General features: G+C 70.9%; 14 protein-coding genes. 9 read left to right on the top strand and 5 right to left on the bottom strand.

What is annotated here, in order from left to right; translation table 11 throughout:
- Positions 1 to 15 precede the first annotated feature (15 nt).
- Positions 16 to 1,191, top strand: a complete 1,176-nt coding sequence (locus ACQPYK_RS11290; RefSeq protein WP_433253900.1) for a DUF6986 family protein — start codon at positions 16 to 18, stop codon at positions 1,189 to 1,191.
- A gap of 121 nt (positions 1,192 to 1,312) precedes the next feature.
- On the opposite strand, the gene ACQPYK_RS11285 is transcribed toward ACQPYK_RS11290, so the two are convergent.
- The 3 genes from ACQPYK_RS11285 to ACQPYK_RS11275 all read right to left on the bottom strand — a co-directional run bounded on the left by ACQPYK_RS11285 (position 1,313) and on the right by ACQPYK_RS11275 (position 3,596).
- Positions 1,313 to 1,987, bottom strand: coding sequence for a copper homeostasis protein CutC (locus ACQPYK_RS11285; RefSeq protein ID WP_433253898.1), 675 nt, complete (start codon positions 1,985 to 1,987; stop codon positions 1,313 to 1,315).
- A gap of 43 nt (positions 1,988 to 2,030) precedes the next feature.
- Positions 2,031 to 2,636 (bottom strand): GNAT family N-acetyltransferase, encoded by a 606-nt coding sequence (locus ACQPYK_RS11280; RefSeq protein WP_433253896.1) that lies wholly within the window; start codon positions 2,634 to 2,636, stop codon positions 2,031 to 2,033.
- A 213-nt stretch (positions 2,637 to 2,849) separates the two neighbouring features.
- Positions 2,850 to 3,596, bottom strand: coding sequence for a GntR family transcriptional regulator (locus ACQPYK_RS11275; protein ID WP_433253894.1), 747 nt, complete (start codon positions 3,594 to 3,596; stop codon positions 2,850 to 2,852).
- Positions 3,597 to 3,915: 319 nt separating this feature from the next.
- On the opposite strand from ACQPYK_RS11275, the gene ACQPYK_RS11270 reads away from it, so the two are divergent.
- A complete protein-coding gene (locus tag ACQPYK_RS11270; protein ID WP_433253892.1) occupies positions 3,916 to 4,101 on the top strand; it encodes a hypothetical protein in 186 nt (61 codons plus the stop codon).
- Positions 4,102 to 4,309: 208 nt separating this feature from the next.
- Here ACQPYK_RS11270 and ACQPYK_RS11265 read toward each other — a convergent pair whose 3' ends face one another.
- The gene (locus tag ACQPYK_RS11265; RefSeq protein ID WP_433253890.1) at positions 4,310 to 4,696 is read right to left on the bottom strand and encodes a Zn-ribbon domain-containing OB-fold protein; all 387 of its coding nucleotides are present in this window, start codon (positions 4,694 to 4,696) and stop codon (positions 4,310 to 4,312) included.
- Positions 4,697 to 4,698: 2 nt separating this feature from the next.
- Complete coding sequence (locus ACQPYK_RS11260) at positions 4,699 to 5,856, bottom strand: thiolase C-terminal domain-containing protein (RefSeq protein ID WP_433253888.1); 1,158 nt, start codon at positions 5,854 to 5,856, stop codon at positions 4,699 to 4,701.
- A 336-nt stretch (positions 5,857 to 6,192) separates the two neighbouring features.
- Here ACQPYK_RS11260 and ACQPYK_RS11255 point away from each other — a divergent pair, with 336 nt between their 5' ends.
- The 7 genes from ACQPYK_RS11255 to ACQPYK_RS11225 all read left to right on the top strand — a co-directional run bounded on the left by ACQPYK_RS11255 (position 6,193) and on the right by ACQPYK_RS11225 (position 16,316).
- Positions 6,193 to 6,816, top strand: a complete 624-nt coding sequence (locus tag ACQPYK_RS11255; RefSeq protein ID WP_433253886.1) for a flavin reductase family protein — start codon at positions 6,193 to 6,195, stop codon at positions 6,814 to 6,816.
- Entirely contained in the window at positions 6,813 to 7,958 is a 1,146-nt protein-coding gene (locus ACQPYK_RS11250; protein ID WP_433253884.1) for an acyl-CoA dehydrogenase family protein, read from the top strand. Before ACQPYK_RS11255 ends, ACQPYK_RS11250 begins: the two co-directional genes overlap by 4 nt.
- A gap of 81 nt (positions 7,959 to 8,039) precedes the next feature.
- Positions 8,040 to 8,819 carry an SDR family oxidoreductase gene (locus tag ACQPYK_RS11245; RefSeq protein ID WP_433253882.1) on the top strand — a complete coding sequence of 260 codons (780 nt, stop codon included), beginning with the start codon at positions 8,040 to 8,042 and terminating at the stop codon, positions 8,817 to 8,819.
- A 239-nt stretch (positions 8,820 to 9,058) separates the two neighbouring features.
- The gene (locus ACQPYK_RS11240) at positions 9,059 to 11,383 is read left to right on the top strand and encodes an immune inhibitor A domain-containing protein (RefSeq protein ID WP_433253880.1); all 2,325 of its coding nucleotides are present in this window, start codon (positions 9,059 to 9,061) and stop codon (positions 11,381 to 11,383) included.
- A 148-nt stretch (positions 11,384 to 11,531) separates the two neighbouring features.
- Positions 11,532 to 13,586 (top strand): prolyl oligopeptidase family serine peptidase, encoded by a 2,055-nt coding sequence (locus ACQPYK_RS11235; protein WP_433253878.1) that lies wholly within the window; start codon positions 11,532 to 11,534, stop codon positions 13,584 to 13,586.
- 156 nt (positions 13,587 to 13,742) lie between these two features.
- On the top strand, positions 13,743 to 14,858 hold the full coding sequence (locus tag ACQPYK_RS11230) for a hypothetical protein (protein ID WP_433253876.1): 1,116 nt from the start codon (positions 13,743 to 13,745) through the stop codon (positions 14,856 to 14,858).
- Between the two features lie 159 nt (positions 14,859 to 15,017).
- A complete protein-coding gene (locus ACQPYK_RS11225; protein ID WP_433253874.1) occupies positions 15,018 to 16,316 on the top strand; it encodes a DUF2252 domain-containing protein in 1,299 nt (432 codons plus the stop codon).
- Positions 16,317 to 16,356 lie beyond the last annotated feature (40 nt).

The raw sequence follows: 16,356 nt of genomic DNA, 5'->3' as shown, positions 1-16,356 counted from the left end.
GAGGAGTACACCACCATGCGCGTCACGCTCACCGATCCGCAGGCTCTGATCCCGGGCTTCGAGGAGACCTACCGCGAACAGTCGTCGAGATATCCGGCGACGACGACGCGGTGGCAGCCGGTGCACACCGTCTACGTCCCGGCCGACCGGTTCGACGCCCGGACGGTGGCGCGGTGGAAGAGCACGGCGCTCGACCTTTTCCAGCGGCACATGCCGGTCGAGGAGCTGAGCGGGTTCCTCGGGACGGACCACGCGCCGACGGTGCGGGCCGTGCACGAGAAGGTCGCCGCGAAGCTCGCCGGAGAGCCGGTCGAGGACCTGCGGGTGGACTTCGAGGACGGCTACGGCCTGCGTCCCGGAGAGGAGGACGGCGACGTCGCGCGAGCCGCGCAGGCCGTCGCGGCCCTGCACGCCGACGGGACGCTCCCCCGCCGGTGGGGGCTGAGGGTGAAATCGTTCGCCGACGGCGACCCGGTCCGGAGCGTCCGCACGCTGGACGGTTTCCTGACCGGCGTGATCGAGCGGGTGGGGCACCTGCCCGAGGGATTCGTGGTCACCTTCCCGAAGGTCCTGATGAGGGACTACCTCGACCAGTTCGCCGGATGCCTGGAGTCGCTGGAGCGAGGGCTCGGCCTGGCCGAGGGCACGCTCCGCTTCGAGATGCAGGTGGAGGCCCCCCAGACGGTGCTGTTCCTCGACTCCGACCTGGCCCGCTCGCTCGGGGGCAGGCTGGCCGCGGCGCACTTCGGCGTCTTCGACTACACGGCGAGCTGCTCGCTGCCCCCGCACGAGCAGCGGCTGGACCACCCGGCCTGCGACCACGCCCGGCACGTCATGCAGACGGCGTTCGCCGGGACCGGGGTGGAGCTGTCGGACGGCTCGCTGGCCGCCTCTCCCGCCTCCGACGACGAGCACGCCGTGCGGGGCCTGTGGCGGCGGCACGCGGCGCTGGTCGAGCACTCCCTGAGCCACGGCTTCTACCAGGGCTGGGACATGCATCCCTCGCACCTGGTCAGCCGCTACATCGCGGTCTACCACTTCCACCTGGCGCATTACCACGAGTACGCCCGGCGGGTGCGCGACTGGGAGGAACGGCGGACGGCGGACGGCGGCGTGCTGGACGAGCCCGCCACGGTCAAGACGATGGCCGCCGCCCTCCGCCGCGCCGACCTGGCCCTGGGGAAGGCGTGACCGCACGAGCCCTTGCGGTTCCCGTGACCGGGTGAATCCTTCGGAGCCGGTGACCGCGCGGGTCCTGGGGAAGGCGTGACCACGCGGGCCCGCCGCGCTTCGCGAGGCGCCTTCCCGCGGGTCAGTCGATCAGCGCCCGCCACTGGCGGACCAGCCGCACGTCGACCGGGTCGGACCAGGAGGCCCGTACGGCGCTGCCGACGTGGAAGGCCCGCACGCCGTACTCCAGGAGCACCGGGACGTGCCCCGGCCTGAGCCCGCCGCCCGCCAGGATCAGCGGGCCGTCGCCGGCCTCACACCGGCTCTTGAGCGTTCGCAGGCCGTCGGTCACGCCGCCGGGCGCCCCCGAGGTGAGCACGGTGGCGAGGTTGGGCAGCAGGCGCACGGCCCGCCAGCTCGCCTGGGTGTCGGCGGCGTGGTCGACCGCCCGGTGGAAGGTCCAGGGCAGCGGGGCGACAGCGTGGATCAGCGCCTCGGTGGCGGCCAGGTCGACCACCCCGGCGGAGTCGAGGAAGCCGAACACGAACCCGGCCGCGCCCGCCTCGGCGAGGATCTTGGCATCGCGCCGCAGACCCTCCAGCGACTCGGGCGTGGCCAGGAACGAGGCCTCACCGCGCAGCATCACCATCTGCGGCAGCGCGCACTCCTTGGAGATCGCCGCGACCGTCTCCGCCGCCGGGGTGAGCCCGTCCGCCGCCATGTCGACGACGATCTCCAGACGATCGGCGCCGCCTTCTTCCGCCGCGACGGCATCGCGTACGTCGAGCGCGATCACCTCAAGCAAGGATCCGGTCATGGGGTGAGGCTATCGGATGACTTTGTCCTGGGATCGCCGTGGTTCAGACATGCTGCCGCACGGATGATCCACGACGGTCCGCGAAGGGCAGCGCGCTGCCGGGGGCGCCGCCCCGCAGGCCTCCGGCCCGTTGGAACAGCGCACCCGAGGCGCGGTGCGGCAGATCGACCGTGCGGAGATGGGCGAAACGCTGGCCCCGATAGTAGTCCTGCAACCGCCCGTTGTCCTTGGAGCAGTCAAGCCGGAGCCATCTCCGGCCCACGGCCAGCACCCGCAGGCCCGCCCAGTCGAGCAGCGCCTCCCCCAGTCCGCGGCCGGAGTGGGCGCGGGCCACGGACAGTTTGTGGACGTAGAGCGCCGACCCCGGATCGTCGTCGGCGGCCCAGAACTCGGGGTCGGCGTGGCCGTCCAGGGCGATGGTGGCCGCGGGTCCGTCCGAGGTGTCCAGCAGGTACATGGTTCCCTCCTCGATCAGCGGGGCGATGCGCTCGGCGGGGAAACCCCCGACAGGCCACTGGCGCACGCCGCGGCCGTTCAGCCAGCCGGCCGTCTCCGCCAGGAGCGCGAGCACTCCCTGGAGGTCGTCGGCGGTGGCCCTGCGCATCGTGAGGTGGTTGGTGACGGTGGGGCTGACGGTGTACGAGTGCATGGTTCATCCCTTCGTTGCACGAGGTGTGCGGGAGGACACGGAGAGTGGCCAACTGATGACGCACGGTATCCATGCCTGGCTAGGCGGAACGCCTAGGGATCCGAGGTAGGCGGGGGCGGGGGCCCGCGCCTCTTCGTCCGGCGGACGCGGCCCGATGGCCGCCCGCGACCGGGACGGAACCGGGGCCGCCCGGTCAGGGCGGCCACCAGGAGGTCAACGGCTTTCCAGCTCGTATCTGATCAGGTGCTTGTCGGCGGGAAGCACCGACACCGCGACGCGCACGGGGGCGTCGCTCTCGTCATAGCCGACCCGGACATAGACCACCACCGGTGTTCCCGACTGGAGCTGGAGCCGCTCGGTCTCCGAACTGGTGGGCATTCGCGCCCAGATGTCGTCCACCACCCGGACCTGGGCGTGGCCGAGCTCTTCCAGCACCCTGTTGGCACCGCGCATGATGTCGCCGGGACGGGCGATCTCGGAGTCGGCGACCAGCGTCAGCGGGAAGTAGGAGTCGTTGGTGTTGTACGGCTGGCCGTCCACGAACCGCAGCCGGCGGCGGACCACGGCGAGTCCCTCGTCGGACAGCTCCAGCCTGCTGGCGATCTCCTCGGCCGGCTGCACGATCGAGACCTCGATCTCCTGACTGGGCTCGCGGCCCTCCTGGGAGACCGCCCAGGCGAAGGCCTCCCTGGTCTCCAGGGGCTGCGGCTGAAGCTCTCGCTGCGGATGGATGAGCAGCGGGCGGCGCTCCCTGACCACGGTCCCCCGGCGCGGGGTGCGGGTGACCAGGCCCTCGTTGACCAGCTCGCCGAGGGCGAGTCGCACGGTGTTGCGACTGACCTGGTGCACCAGCATGAGTTCCGCTTCGGTCGGCAGCTGATCCCCCGGTCCGAGCGCACCGGAGTAGATGGTCCTCCGAAGTTCGGAGGCCACCAACTGATACAGCGTTGACCGTGCCATTTAGTCCCCTTTGTGCCAACAAAACTAGACGATCTGGTTCTAGCGGGGAACAGCCCCTTGACCCAACCTCCCGCAACCCGCATTATCCAATCGTTGGTACAAATCCATCGAAAGGTCAGCGAGGGGGTGGAAGCCGGTGCTGCCGGTCCGCGCGGACACGCCATACCTGCCCTGGCGCGACCCCTGCGAGGCGACGCGTTTACTGCGCTACGCGTTGCACCGTCAGGGATTCACCCACACCTACCAGAGCAATGGGAATGGGATGTCCGTGCTTTCGGTACAAACCGATTTGACGGTTTGGTGCAAAAGCGGCCTTTTCGTGTGGAGCGAGGACGGCCGCGAGACCACCCATCCGGCCGACGACCCGGTCGGGACGGCACGTCTCATCTCACGGCACTACCGCAGACCGGCGCCCGGCGGCGATCCCTTCGACCACGATCCCTTCGAGGAGAGGATGGTCTCCCGGGCTCACGCCTCCCCTCCCACCGACTCCGCGCGCGACTAGACGGTGCTAGGACCCCAACCCTCGCCGGGGTCCTCACACCGCCGCGCCGGGGCGGAACGCGTCCTGGCGGGTCCCCCACGCCCGCCAGGGCGCGTTCCCGTCAGGGCGCGGCTCGCCGGTTCCGGTGAGCCGCGTCCTGCCTCCAGAGGGCGGGCGGTCCGGGAACCTCCCCTCGCCTCCTCCCGGACCGCCCGATCCGCCGGCCGCGTCACTCCAGCGGCCGCCAGTTGATCAGAGAGAAGCCCTCCTCCACGACGGTGAAGACCGCCCGGGCGGGCCGACCGGCGACCGGCGGCTCCGGCACCGCCCAGTTGCCGTACATCACGCACTCGGGCGCCTGCGACAGCCGTACCGTCACCACGACGTAGGGTTCGGTCGCCCCGGGGAGGAAGGGCTGGTGGCTGACGATCCAGCTCTCGACGCGGCCGGTGGGGGCGATCGGCTGCCAGTGCCACCGGTCGGTCCGGCAGCGGTGACAGTAGGCTCGCGCCGGGAAGCGCAGCGTGCCGCAGGAGTCGCACCGCTGGACGACGAACTCGTGTCCGGCGACCCGTTCCCACCACTGCGCGGAGTCGCGATCGGTGACCGGGCGCATGCTCATCCCCTCCGCAGGATCAGGGCCGAGGTGGCGGGCAGGATGTAGCCGGGCTGAGCGGTGGACAGGGCCACCTCGGCGCCGTCCACCTGCCTGTCGCCGGCGTCGCCCCGCAGCTGCGAGACGGCCTCGGCGATGTGGTTGACGCCGTGCACGTATCCCTCGGAGAGGAACCCGCCGTGCGTGTTGACCGGCAGTTCGCCGCCGAGCGCGGTGGCGCCGGAGGCGACGTACGGCCCGCCCTCGCCCTTGGCGCAGAACCCGTAGTCCTCCAGCTGAACGATCACCGAGTAGGTGAAGCAGTCGTAGATCTCGGCCACGTCGATCTCGGCGGGACCGACACCCGCCTGGCGGTAGAGGCGGGGGGCCAGTTCGGCCGCGGCGGTCACGGTCACGTCCGTGCCACCGCCGGACAGGAAGGAGTCGCCGCCGCCCCAGGCCGCCGCGGAGATCAGCACGGGCGGCCGCCTCAGGTCCCGCGCCCTGTCCGCGCCGGTGATGACGAGCGCGCAGGCGCCGTCGGTCTCTAGGCAGCAGTCGAGCAGCCGGAACGGCTCGGCGATCCACCGGCTGTTCAGGTAGTCGTCCAGGGTGATGGGGGCGCGCATGAGCGCGCGGGGGTTCTTGACCGCGTTGGCCCGCTGGGTGACGGCGAGCCGGCCGAAGTGCTCGGGCCGCGTGCCGTACTTCTCCATGTGGGCGCGGGCGAACATCGCGTACTGCTGCGGCGGCGCGAAATACCCGTACGGCGCCTGGTACTGCACCTCCGGGCTGACCGGCAGCCCCCGGCCCGTGCCGCCCATCCGGAACTCCGAGCGCGCGTTGATCGCCCGGTAGCAGACGACCGTCTCGGCCACCCCCGCGGCGACCGCGAGCGCGGCCTGCCCGACCACCGAGTGGGAGACGCTGCCGCCGCCGAACTGGTCCAGGTGCCAGGCCGGCCGATGGATGCCCAGCGCGGGGCCGACCACCGAGGGGGCCGCGGAGTCGCCGACCCGGTGGGTGGCGATGCCGTCCACGTCGTCGGCGGTCAGACCGGCGTCCTCCAGCGCGGCCAGGACGGCCTCGCAGGCCAGGGTCAACGTGCTGACTCCGGAGTCCTTGGACAGCCGCGTGTATCCGACCCCCGCGACGGCCGTACGGTCCCGGAAACCGCCCACGCGCACCTCCCCGAATACAAGCAAGCGCTTGGCCAGAGGCTAGGTCGGGCGGATCGGGCGTGTCAACGGCGGGACATCGGCACGCCGACGGACGGACAGGACGGCGGGCGGACAGGACGGCGGGCGGACAGGACGGCGGGCGGACAGGGCCGCAGACGGAGGGGCACGCCAACGGACGGGCGGGACGGCAGGCGGAGCGGGGCGGCACTTTTTCCGCCTCCTCCCTGTTATCCAAGCAAGCGCTTGGTACTATGAGTGGAGACGGTGGCGGACACCGTCCGCCACCGAACTTCCCTCGGGGGCCGACCTGGCGCGATCGAGGAGGCGAGTGCGACCATGAGCACCCACGCGGCCCGGCTGCTGGAGCCGGAAGGTCACCTGCGCGTCACCCCGGACGGGCACGGGATCACCGCCAACGGAGTCGCCATGCACAGCGGCCTTCCCCAGGGCCCATCCGACGGAGCCGGGCACCCCCCGCAGGCCGTGGACGGCAAGTGGTTCCGCTCCGTGCTGGGCCACTTCGCCACCGGCGTCGTGGCCATCACCGCCGTCGATCCCGACAGCGGCGAGCCGTGCGGCCTGGCCGCCAACTCCTTCACCTCCGTCTCGCTGGACCCGCCCCTGGTGGCCTTCTGCGTGGCGCACACCAGTACGAGCTGGCCGCGCCTGCGCGCCGCCAAGACGCAGACGGTCAGCGTGCTCGCCGAGCACCAGGAGCAGGTCTGCGCCGCGCTCGCCGGCAGGGGCGGCGACAAGTTCGCCGGCCTGGAGTGGACCGAGTCACCCGGCGGCAACCCGGTGATCGCAGACGCGCTGGCCTGGATCGACTGCTCGGTGGAGGCGGAGCACCCGGCGGGCGACCACGTCATCGTCGTCGCCCGGGTCCACCAGCTCGGCCTCCAGGGTGACGGCGGCCCACTGCTGTTCTTCCGGGGCGGCTACGGCCGGTTCCGCACATGACCCTGCGCGAGGAGATCCGCTCCTGGCTGGCCGAGCACCTGAGCGGCGAGTTCGCGCACGCCCGCGGCCTGGGCGGGCCGGGCCGCGAGCACGAGGGCCACGACGTCCGTCTCGCCTGGGAACGACTGCTCGGCCGGGCCGGGTGGACGTGCCTGGGCTGGCCGAAGGAGTACGGCGGGCGGGACGCGACGCTGGAGGAGCAGGTCGCCTTCCACGAGGAGTACGCCCGCGCGGCGGCTCCGGCCCGGGTCGGGCACATCGGCGAGGGGTTGATCGGACCCACCATCCTGGACCACGGCACCCGGGAGCAGAAGCGGCGCTTCCTGCCCCCCATCCAGCGGGGCGAGGAACTGTGGTGCCAGGGCTACTCCGAGCCCGGCGCGGGCTCGGACCTGGCCGGCGTGCAGACCCGCGCCCGTCTCGAGGGCGGCGAGTGGGTGGTCACCGGCCAGAAGGTGTGGACCTCGCTGGCCCACGTGGCCGACTGGTGCTTCGTGATCGCCCGGACCGAGCCCGGCTCGCAGCGGCACCACGGGCTCTCCTACCTCCTGGTCCCGATGGACCAGCCGGGGATCGAGGTCCGGCCCATCGTCCAGATGACCGGCACCAGCGAGTTCAACGAGGTCTTCTTCGACGGCGCCCGCACGGCCGCCGCCAATGTCCTGGGCGTTCCCGGCGAGGGCTGGCGGGTCGCCATGGCCACCCTCGGGTACGAACGCGGCGCCTCCACCCTCGGCCAGCAGATCGGTTTCCAGCGGGAGTTCGCCCAGGTCGTGGAGACCGCGCGGCGTACCGGGGCGGCCGAGGACCCGGTGCTGCGCGACCGGCTGGTCCAGTCGTGGCTGGAGCTGCAGATCATGCGGCTGAACGCGCTGCGCACGATGACCTCACTGTCGGCCGGGGAACCGGGCCCGGAGGTGTCGATCGGCAAGCTCTACTGGTCGGAGTGGCACCGGCGGCTGGGCGAGCTGGCCCAGGCCGTCCAGGGCCGGGAGGGTCTCGTCGCCGACGGCCCGCCGTACGAGCTGAACGACCTGCAACGGCTCTACCTGTTCAGCCGCGCCGACACCATCTACGCCGGATCCAGCGAGATCCAGCGCAACATCATCGCCGAACGCACCCTCGGACTGCCCAAGGGCTGAGCCGGCCCGGCCCGTCCGCCCTCCCACGCACCCGCCCGCCGTCGCGAGAGCGTCGTCGTGAGAATCGAGAACGGAGTCCCGATGGCGACACCTCCCCCCTACCCCCGCGCCCACGGCCTGCTCGCCGGAAAGGTCACGCTGGTCACCGCGGCGGCCGGGGCGGGAATCGGGTACGCCACCGCCCGGCGCTGCGCCGAGGAGGGCGCGACCGTGGTCATCTCCGACCGGCACGAACGGCGGCTGGGCGAGGCCGCCGACGCGCTGGCCGAGCTGACCGGGGTGAAACCGCTGGCGGTGCCGTGCGACGTCACCTCCGAGGCCGAGGTCCGGGCCCTGTTCGACACGGTGGCCGAGGCGCACGGACGGCTGGACGTGGTGGTCAACAACGCCGGCCTGGGCGGCACCGCCAAGCTCGTCGACATGGCCGACGAACAGTGGGACGCGGTGCTCGACGTGACCCTCACCGGCACGATGCGCTGCACCCGGGCCGCCCTGCGACGGATGGTCGCGCAGGGCTCGGGGGTGATCGTCAACAACTCCTCGGTGATCGGCTGGCGTGCCCAGGAGGGGCAGTCCCACTACGCCGCCGCCAAGGCGGGGGTGATGGCCCTGACCAGGTGCGCCGCCGTCGAGGCGGCCCCGCACGGCGTCCGGGTCAACGCGGTCGCCCCGTCCCTGGCCATGCACCCCTTCCTGGCCAAGGTGACCAGCGACGAACTGCTCGCCGAGCTCACCGCCCGCGAGGCGTTCGGCCGGCCGGCCGAACCGTGGGAGGTGGCCAACGTGATCGTCTTCCTGGCCAGCGAGTACTCCACGTACATGACGGGTGAGGTCGTCTCGGTCTCCAGCCGGCATCCGTAGCGAGCGGCCGGCGCCGGTGGAGGTTCCCGGCGCGGGCGAGGCGGCGGATGCGAGCGGTTCCCCGTCCGGGTCACCTGTCGCCACACTCGTGGAACGCTCCAAAGGACAGCACACAAAATGTGAAATATCACTACCTAAAGTCCGTTACTTATTTGTGTTCAGATCAGTCCCTATTCAGGAGATATGAAATATGACATGTTACGCGTGATTCTCCCTCCCCTCCGGAAGGAACCCCCCACGTGCGCAAGCTCATCACCCTGCTCGCGGCCGGGCTGATCGGGACGACCCTGGGCGTCTCCGCGCCGCCCGGCCCGGCCTCGGCGAACCCGAACCCGGACCCCAAGATCCCCGCGGTCAAGTCCGGCGACGGCGACCACCCGGACGTGCTCGACCCGATCGCCGCCGAAGAGCGGTCCCTTCGGACCAAGGCCATGGAGCAGACGTTGTCCGCCTCCCGGCCGCGCGAGCTCTCCTCGAGCAAGGTCAAGATCGGCGGGCGGTACGTCGAACTCGCCCTCGAACGCAAGGACAAGATCTTCACCGTCCTCGCCGAGTTCGGCGACAAGATCGACAACGCGACGCTGTACAACGGCCAGATCCGCTACGGCGGCGTGCCCGGACCGCTGCACAACCGGATCCCCAAGCCCGAGCGGGGCTACGACAACCACACGCTCTGGCGGCCCGACTTCAATCGGGCCTACTACCGGGACGGCTATTTCAACGACACCCCGGGCGCCAACTCGCTGCGCAACTTCTACCGGCTCCAGTCCGCCGGCCGGTACGACTTCGACGGTTACGTCTCCGACTGGGTGAAGGTCCCCTACAACGAATCCCGCTACGGCACCCCGCGCTGCGCCGGCGGCCTGGACTGCGACACCCCCCTGTTCGACTTCGCCAAGGACTCCGCGAACGCCTGGTACGAGGCCGAGCGCGCCAAGGGGCGCAGCGTCGCCGACATCACGGCCGAGCTCAGGTCGTTCGACGTCTGGGACCGCTACGACTACGACTTCGACGGCAACTTCGACGAGCCCGACGGCTACATCGACCGTTTCCAGGTGATCCACGCCGGAGTCGACGAGACCTGGGGCGGCGGCGCGCAGGGCGCGGACGCGCTGTGGGCCGTCAACCACGACGCCTACTGGAACCTGCGCGGCCGATCCGGCCCGGCGGGCAACCTGCGGGGCGGCACCGAGATCGGCGACACCGGCATCTGGGTCGGCAAGTTCCTGACCGCCGGTGAGAACAGCGGCGTCGGCCTGATCGCCCACGAGTACGGCCACGACCTGGGCCTGCCCGACCTGTACGACGGCGGCGGAAGCAACAGCGTCGAGTTCTGGTCGCTCATGTCCAGCGCCTCGTACCTGAGCAAAAAGAACGGGCAGAGCGGTGAGTATCCCGGCGACCTGGACGCGTGGAGCAAGCTGCGGCTCGGCTGGCTGTCCTACGAGAGGGCCAAGGCCGCCACGCCGTCCACCCACACCCTCGGCGTGAGCTCCTACAACACCGCCGACCCGCAGGCCGTCGTCGTCGATCTGCCGCCCCACACGGTCAGCACCGAACTGGTCGACCCGGTTCAGGGCTCCCACCAGTGGTGGAGCGGCAGGGGTGACTATCTCAACGAGACGCTCAGCCGCCAGATCGACCTCACCGGGGTGACGTCGGCGGTCCTGAACGCCAAGGTCTGGTACCAGATCGAGCAGGACTTCGACTACCTCTACGCCGAGGTCTCCGAGGACGGCAAGGTCTGGAAGCCGATCGGCGGCACCGTCGGCGGGCAGCCGATCCCCAGCGTCGACGGCGTTCCCGGCATCACCGGCCGCAGCGGCTGGACGGACCTGAGCCTTCCGCTGGACGCCTACGCGGGCAAGAGGATCCAGTTCCGCTTCCGCTACGTCACCGACACCAACACCGCCGAGAACGGCTTCATCGTCGACGCCATCACCGGCGCCGTCACCGACGACGTGGAAAGCGGCGACAACGGCTGGAGCGCGGTGGGCTTCAGCCGTACCGGCAGGATCGGGACCAAAGCACACCCCCGCGCCTACATCGCCGAGAACCGGCGCTACACCGGCTACGGCGCCTACCTCGAGACCGGGCCCTACAGCGGCGGCTTCGCCAACGACCCCACCCGGCGCGACGTCTACGAGCACTACCCCTACCAGGACGGCGTCCTCGTCTGGCTCTGGGACACCTACTACACCGACAACGCCACCCGCGACCACCTCGGCGAGGGCATGATCCTGCCGATCGACGCCCACCCGGTTCCCCTGCTCTGGAAGGACCACACCGCGGTCAACGGCAGGCTCCAGGTCTTCGACGCCACCTTCGGCCCGACCCCCACCGACCGCCTCTCCCTCCACAAGGACAGCGCCAGGACGGTCTTCTCCCCGCTCCCCGGCGTCCCCGCCTTCAACGACCACACCGGCGTCTACTGGTACAGCACCAACCCCCGGCAGGGCGTCCGCCCACCCGACACCAACACCGAGATCAGGGTGGTCAAGGAGGCCGGCAACGGCCTGCGCACCACCATCGCGGTCGGTCCCGCCTCCCAGCCGGCCCCCTGACCGGCCCTTGGTCGCCGCCTGCCCGGCCCGCCGCTCCCGGTGCGGCGGGCCTCGTGCCCCGCGCTCCCCGCGCCGCCGGGGCCGTGCACGGCGAACGGTCGGAACCGAACCCTCGCCATTCATTATGTGATGTGATATTTCACATTACATGCCTTCTGACGCGCTCCTCACCCGCCTCGCCGCCACCGGGCGGTTCACCTACGGCTCCCCCCGAGCCCTGACCGTCTCCTCCGACGGCTCGCTGGTGCTGTTCCTGCGCTCCAGCGGGCCCGAGGACCCCGTCGAGCGGCTGTGGGCCCTCGACGTCGCCACCGGCGTGGAGCGTCTTCTGGCCGAGCCGGCGGAGGGTCCGCACGAGTTGCCGCCCGAGGAGCGGGCCCTGCGCGAGCGGACACGTCTGTGGGCGCCCGGCATCGGCTCCTACGCCGTCGACGGCCCCACGGCGGTTTACGCGCTGGGTGGGCGACTGTTCCGGGTGGACATCGCCACCGCCACCGTGGCGGAGGTCCCGGTAGCCGGTCCCGCCTTCGACCCCCGGCCGTCCGGAGACAGGATCGCCTATGTGACCGCCGGACGGCTCTACGTCCACGAGAACGGCGGCAACCGCCTGGTCGCCGGCGAGTCCCACGTCACCTGGGGCGTGGCGGAGTTCGCCGCCGCCGAGGAACTCGGCAGGCACCGCGGGCACTGGTGGGCGCCCGACGGCTCGGCGCTCCTGGCCACCCGGGTGGACGAGACCCGCGTGCCACGCCACCCCCCGGCCGACCCCGCGCAGCCCGCGACGGCGACGCCGGAGCCGGCCTATCCGCAGGCGGGCGGACCGAACGCGGCCGTCGAGCTGCATCTGCTCGGCCTGGACGGCGCGCGCAGGCAGATCCTGTGGGACGACGTCAGATACCCCTACCTCACGGCGGTGGACTGGAGCGAGCAGGACCGCCCGGTGATCACCGTGCTGGACCGGCTCCAGCAGAACGGGCTGCTCCTGGCGGTCAACCCGGCCACCGCCACGACCTCCCCCCTGGCGCGGCTCTCCGACCCGCTCTGGATCGAGGCCGTGCCCGGCACCCCCTCGCTTCTGGCGGACGGCCGGGTGCTGACCACGGTCGAGGCGCACGACACCCAGGCCCTGGCCGTCGACGGCACCGTGCTCACCCCCTCGTGGCTGTACGTGCGGCGCGTCGCGGGCTTCCTCGGTGACGACCTGCTGGTCGAGGGCAACGAGGCGGATCCCGCCGAGCAGCACGTCTACCGCCTCGGGCCGGACGGCACGACGGCCAGGATCACCCATGAGCCCGGCGTGCACAGCGCCCTGACCGGCGGCTCGACATTGGTCCTGACCAGCGGTTCCATGGAGACCGCCCGCACCCGGCGGGTCGTCCACCCCGGCGGTCTCGTCCAGGACCCCGCCGTGGAGATCCGCGACCTGTCGGCGGCGTCGCCGTACCGGCCGCGACCGATCCTGGATCGGGTGACCGAACACCGCCTGCCCTCCGCGGTGCTCTACCCGAGCGGGCACGTGCCCGGGGAGAGGCTGCCGGTCCTCCTCGACGTGTACGGCGGGCCCGGCTACCAGGCGATCGCCGCCGAGTCCGGCCGGTGGATCCGCAAGCAGTGGTGGGCCGACCAGGGCTTCGCGGTCGTGACGATCGACAACCGGGGCACGCCGAACGTGTCGGCCTCCTTCGGCCGGGCGATCTTCCGGCGCTTCTCGCAGGTGGCGCTGGAAGACCAGGTCGCGGGGTTGCACGAACTCGCGGGCAAGCACCCCGACCTCGACCTGTCCAGGGTGGGCGTGCGCGGCTGGTCCTACGGCGGTTACTTCGCCGCGCTGGCCGTACTCCGGCGGCCCGACGTCTTCCACGCCGCCTGCGCGGGCGCCCCGCCCACCGACTTCCGCTGGTACGACACCGCCTACACCGAGCGCTATCTCGGCCTGCCCGATGAGAACCCCTCCGGATACGACGCCGACTCGCTGATCGCCGACGCTCCCGGACTCGAACGGCCGCTGCTGCTCATCCACGGCCTGGCCGACGACAACGTCCGCCCGCTGCACACCCTGCGCCTGTCGGAGGCCCTGACCGAGGCCGGGCGAGCGCACTCCACGATTCTGCTCCCCGGTGTCAGTCACATGACCCCGGACGGTGTCGCGGAGGACCTGATGGCGGCCGAGCTCGACTTCCTGCGCCGCGCTCTCCCCTCCTGAGGAGCCGCCCCGCTCCCGGTGCCCGCCGTACCGGCGCCGGGAGCGGACCCATCACGCTCCACAGCGGTAACGAGTGTATAAATCCGGCAATACGACCCCATAACAGCATCGGCAGCCACCGAAGCCTTCGTGGGAACTGCGTTACAAATTGGCGCTATGACAGACGCCTCCTTCTCCGCCAGCAAGGACGCGATCCGGCGCGCCGGTCTGAACGCCCAGGAGGTTCACGAGAACCTGAGCTCCCTCGCCGCCACGGACTTCGCCGAGCTGACCCCGGGAGCGCTGGGAATCATCGGCGAGCCGGCTCGGTGGCGCCACAACCTCGGCCAGGGGGACTTCCACCGCAGGATCGGCACGGGAGCAGAGTCGGCGCAGGGCATCTCCTCGGGAATGCACGCGACCGCCGAGGGATACGTCACGGCGGAGGACGCCGCCATCCAGGCCCTGCTCGCCCGCGCCGGTCAGACCAGCAGGCCCGACATCTACTCCGACGAGATGAGGGAGCAGCTCCGCTCCGTCCATCGGCCGCAAGGGCAGCCGTGGAAGGGAGGCGTACTGGCGGGCACGGCCGTCATCTCGGCGGGCGCCGCGTGGAGAGCACCCGGAGTGTTGCGGGCGTTCGAAGAGGACATGAAGAGGTGGAAGCCGGGCTCCGTGGAGCTGGCCCGCCTGCAGAAGATGAGCGGGCGGACCAACGCGCTGCTCAGGATGGCCTCCATGACGAGCTGGAACGCCGCGATCGCCTGCGCGATCTGGATGACCGCGATGGCCTTCGACGACGACAACGTCAACCTTGTCATGGGGGCGTGGCGGGAAAAAGCCGAACGGCTCGGCGTCATCTTCGGCGCCGGCGACCCCACGAACCGGGAGGCTCTCGCCACGGCCTGGGAAGGGCAAGCGCAGAGCGCCGCCGATCGCAAGCTCCGCGACTTCGTCACCGCGGGCATCCAGCTCGCCGACCGCGCGGTGGCCAAGGCCCACGGTCTTCAGGAGGCGGTCAGGCATCTCAACTGGTTGCACGACACCGCCTTCGCGATAACGGTCGAACAGGTCTGCTTCATGCTGGTCCTGAACGCCCTGAAGGCGTTCCATCCGGGGGCGGCGCTCGGAACCGAGATCGCCGGCCGGCGCCTCGCCATGACCATCATCACCATTCACGGCGCCATCACCGCCTTCACGCTCGGGAGGACCTTCATGGACGTGGGCGAGGATTTCACCGAGAAGCAGTCGCCGAGGATTCCCCCGCAGGACTTCCCGATGATCGTCGTGTGACCCGTCGCGGTGCACCCGCCGTCCCGGCGCGACGTCGCCCGCCGGGGCCCTCGGCCCAGCGCCGGAAGCAGGCGGACCGGGCCGTCTCATTGGCACGTTCCACATCCGTGATCTTTCACGTGTGGCGAAGTCCCCGCCTTTGCCTCTAACGTGCGCATCATGACCACCGATGGGCGCTCGGCGCACATTCTCGACGTCTTGATCACCGAGTTCGGTGAATCCATCAAGCGTGACCCGGCCGCCTTCCGTCGCAAGTTCCGGAAGATGGCCGCCTCCCCGTTCGCCTTCTACCGGGGCAGCGCCAGCCTGTTCTACGCGGACATGACCGGGACGTTCGCCGACGACTCCTTCCTCGACGACCGCACCGGCCGGGTATGGATCCACGGCGACCTGCACGCCGAGAACTTCGGCACCTACATGAACGCCTCGGGCATCCTCGTCTTCAACGTCAACGACTTCGACGAGGCCTACGTCGGCCCTTACGTCTGGGACCTCAAGCGCTTCGCGGCCAGCATCGCGCTCATCGGTTACGCCAAGGCGCTGTCGGACGAAGTGATCACCGAGCTGGTGGCCCGGTTCGCCCGCGCCTACCTCGCCGAGCTGACCGCCATCTCCGAGGGCGGGGACGACGCGATCGGCTCGCTGACCCTGGAGACCACCACCGGCGTGCTCCACCGGGTGCTGCAGGTGGCCCGGCTGAACACCCGGGTGGCGCTGCTGGACGCCGAGACCACCATCGACGACTTCGACCGCAGGTTCGCCGCCATGGACGGCCGCTACCCGGTCGACGAGGAGACCCGGCGCACGGTGGAGGCGGCCTTCCTCGACTACCTGACCACGCGGCCCGCGGTCTCCGAGGTCGAGCACAGGATCAAGGACTTCGCGCTCCGGACGGGGGTGGGCATCGGCTCGGCCGGGCTGCCCTCCTACAACATGCTGCTGGAGGGCCACACCCAGGCCCTGGAGAACGACGTCATCCTCTACATGAAGCAGGCCCAGGTCCCGGCCGTGGCCCGGCACATCACCGACGAGAAGGTGCACGGCTACTTCAAGCACCAGGGTCACCGCACGGCCGAGTCGCAGCGCGCCCTGCAGGCCTACGCCGACCCCTGGCTGGGCTACACCACGCTGAACGGCGTCGGCCAACTGGTCGCGGAGGTCTCCCCCTACTCCGCAGACCTGGACTGGGGTGACGTCAACGAGCCGGACGAGCTCGCCTCGGTGATCGGCGACCTCGGCCGGGCGGTGGCCCGCATGCACTCGGTGGCCGACGACGAGTCCAGCCACGACCTGGTCGACTTCTCCACCGAGGACGCGATCGTGGCCGTGATCGACGGCGACGCCGACGGCTTCACCGCCATGCTCGTCGATTTCGCCCACTCCTACGGCGCGCAGGCCAGGACCGACCACGGGCTCTTCGTCGACCTGTTCCGCAACGGGCGCCTGCCCGGTCTCTGAGCGGACGGCTGCCTGCCCGGCGTCGGCGGGCAGGCAGCCG

The organism is Streptosporangium sp. CA-135522 (genome assembly GCF_050949235.1).
Classification (GTDB): domain Bacteria; phylum Actinomycetota; class Actinomycetes; order Streptosporangiales; family Streptosporangiaceae; genus Streptosporangium.
This window is presented reverse-complemented; position numbering and strand designations above follow the sequence as displayed.

Excerpts from the sequence above, each read along its gene's own strand:
- ACQPYK_RS11290 (WP_433253900.1), top strand. The coding sequence starts at position 16 with ATGCGCGTCACGCTCACCGATCCGCAGGCTCTGATCCCGGGCTTCGAG.
- ACQPYK_RS11285 (WP_433253898.1), bottom strand. The coding sequence starts at position 1,987 with ATGACCGGATCCTTGCTTGAGGTGATCGCGCTCGACGTACGCGATGCC.
- ACQPYK_RS11280 (WP_433253896.1), bottom strand. The coding sequence starts at position 2,636 with ATGCACTCGTACACCGTCAGCCCCACCGTCACCAACCACCTCACGATG.
- ACQPYK_RS11275 (WP_433253894.1), bottom strand. The coding sequence starts at position 3,596 with ATGGCACGGTCAACGCTGTATCAGTTGGTGGCCTCCGAACTTCGGAGG.
- ACQPYK_RS11265 (WP_433253890.1), bottom strand. The coding sequence starts at position 4,696 with ATGCGCCCGGTCACCGATCGCGACTCCGCGCAGTGGTGGGAACGGGTC.
- ACQPYK_RS11255 (WP_433253886.1), top strand. The coding sequence starts at position 6,193 with ATGAGCACCCACGCGGCCCGGCTGCTGGAGCCGGAAGGTCACCTGCGC.
- ACQPYK_RS11250 (WP_433253884.1), top strand. The coding sequence starts at position 6,813 with ATGACCCTGCGCGAGGAGATCCGCTCCTGGCTGGCCGAGCACCTGAGC.
- ACQPYK_RS11245 (WP_433253882.1), top strand. The coding sequence starts at position 8,040 with ATGGCGACACCTCCCCCCTACCCCCGCGCCCACGGCCTGCTCGCCGGA.
- ACQPYK_RS11235 (WP_433253878.1), top strand. The coding sequence starts at position 11,532 with ATGCCTTCTGACGCGCTCCTCACCCGCCTCGCCGCCACCGGGCGGTTC.
- ACQPYK_RS11230 (WP_433253876.1), top strand. The coding sequence starts at position 13,743 with ATGACAGACGCCTCCTTCTCCGCCAGCAAGGACGCGATCCGGCGCGCC.
- ACQPYK_RS11225 (WP_433253874.1), top strand. The coding sequence starts at position 15,018 with ATGACCACCGATGGGCGCTCGGCGCACATTCTCGACGTCTTGATCACC.